The sequence below is a fragment of the Pseudoalteromonas sp. TB25 genome, assembly GCF_000497995.1.
In the GTDB taxonomy this organism is placed as follows: Bacteria; Pseudomonadota; Gammaproteobacteria; order Enterobacterales; family Alteromonadaceae; genus Pseudoalteromonas; species Pseudoalteromonas distincta.
Genome location: NZ_AUTI01000086.1, coordinates 1 through 1,394 on the forward strand (window position 1 = coordinate 1; position 1,394 = coordinate 1,394).

Annotated in this window: 2 protein-coding genes; both read left to right on the forward strand. The window is 37.2% G+C overall.

Annotated features, from left to right (window positions below; translation table 11 throughout):
• Positions 1-904: CDP-glycerol--glycerophosphate glycerophosphotransferase (locus tag L652_RS0101735; protein WP_024603222.1), on the forward strand; the 904-nt coding region annotated here is incomplete at its 5' end.
• Between the two features lie 7 nt (positions 905-911).
• Positions 912-1,394: ATP-binding cassette domain-containing protein (locus tag L652_RS0101740; protein ID WP_024603223.1), on the forward strand; the 483-nt coding region annotated here is incomplete at its 3' end.

Sequence of the window (1,394 nt, forward strand, 5' to 3'; positions counted from 1 at the left end):
CGAGCCACGTTTACATACCATAAAAGATGTAAAAAGCTGGGCTCCAAACATTACGTTTATACCGGGTAATATAGTACCTAGCTTTATTCCAGGTAAAAAAGTAGCTGTATTTCATGGTTTTAATTCTGAAAAGCGCAGCTCTGAAGGTAATCGTGGTCATTTTACTATTCGTGGTTGTTACGATTTATATTGTACGCAAGGCCCAAATACAACAACCCGATTTAAAGAGCTAGCTAAGCAGCATGGTTTCTTTAAAGTAACTGAAACTGGCTGGCCAACACTCGATCCACTTTTTAGTAACACTTCAAATAATCCTTATGTAAGCGACGACCCTCGCCCTACTTTACTTATATGCTCTACTTTCTCACGAAAGCTATCACTTGCTCCTAAATTATATGAGCAAATAAAACATTTTAGTGAGCAAGGTAAGTGGCGTATTTTGATGCAGTTTCATCCTAAAATGCCTGCCGAATGGGTTAATAAATATAAAGCGCTGAGTAACGAAAATCTAACATTTATTGAAACCGATAACGTTTTGCCGTTACTGCAAGCTGCTGATGTTATGCTGTGCGATACATCGTCAGTTCTTTTAATGTTTTTACTACTACGTAAACCGGTAGTCACGTTTTGTAATCAAAAACCACTTCCTCATTTACTTGATATTACCGACGCAGATGAAGTAGAAGCAGCTATTGAACACGTGCTTACTAAACCTAGTGATTTAATGCAAAATATTGAAAGCTATTGCCAGGAACTTCATCCGTATACCGATGGCCAATCTAGCCAACGCGTATTAAATGCAGCTAATGAATTTTTACAAAGTAACGAAAAACTAAAACCCAAGCCATTAAATATAATAAGACAGCTAAAAATGCGTAAAGATCTAAACTACTGGGGTTGGTAATCGGATAATGATAAACCTGAAAAACGTAACTTTTAAGTGGCATAAAAGCGATAGCTCACCCACGCTCAACATAAAAGAGTTAGTTATAGAAAAAGGTGAGCATATTTTTTTACACGGTCCTAGTGGCTCAGGTAAATCGACCTTATTAGCGATTCTTGCTGGCATTAATACAGCCACCAGCGGTGAGGTATCAATTTTAGACCAAAACCTAACTACATTAAGCAATACCACCCGTGATGTTTTTAGAGCGGATCACATTGGCTACATTTTTCAAAACTTTAACCTGCTTCCTTATTTAACTCCTATTGAAAATATAACGCTTGGGTGTGAGTTTTCAAAAAGCCGAAAACAAAAAATATTAAAGAAATCATCAAATAAAAACTCTGCCTTACAAAAAGAAGCGATACGGTTATTAAATGCTTTAGGCCTTACTGCCCAGTATCACCATAAAGATGTAGCGACACTGAGTATTGGACAGCAACAGCGCGTT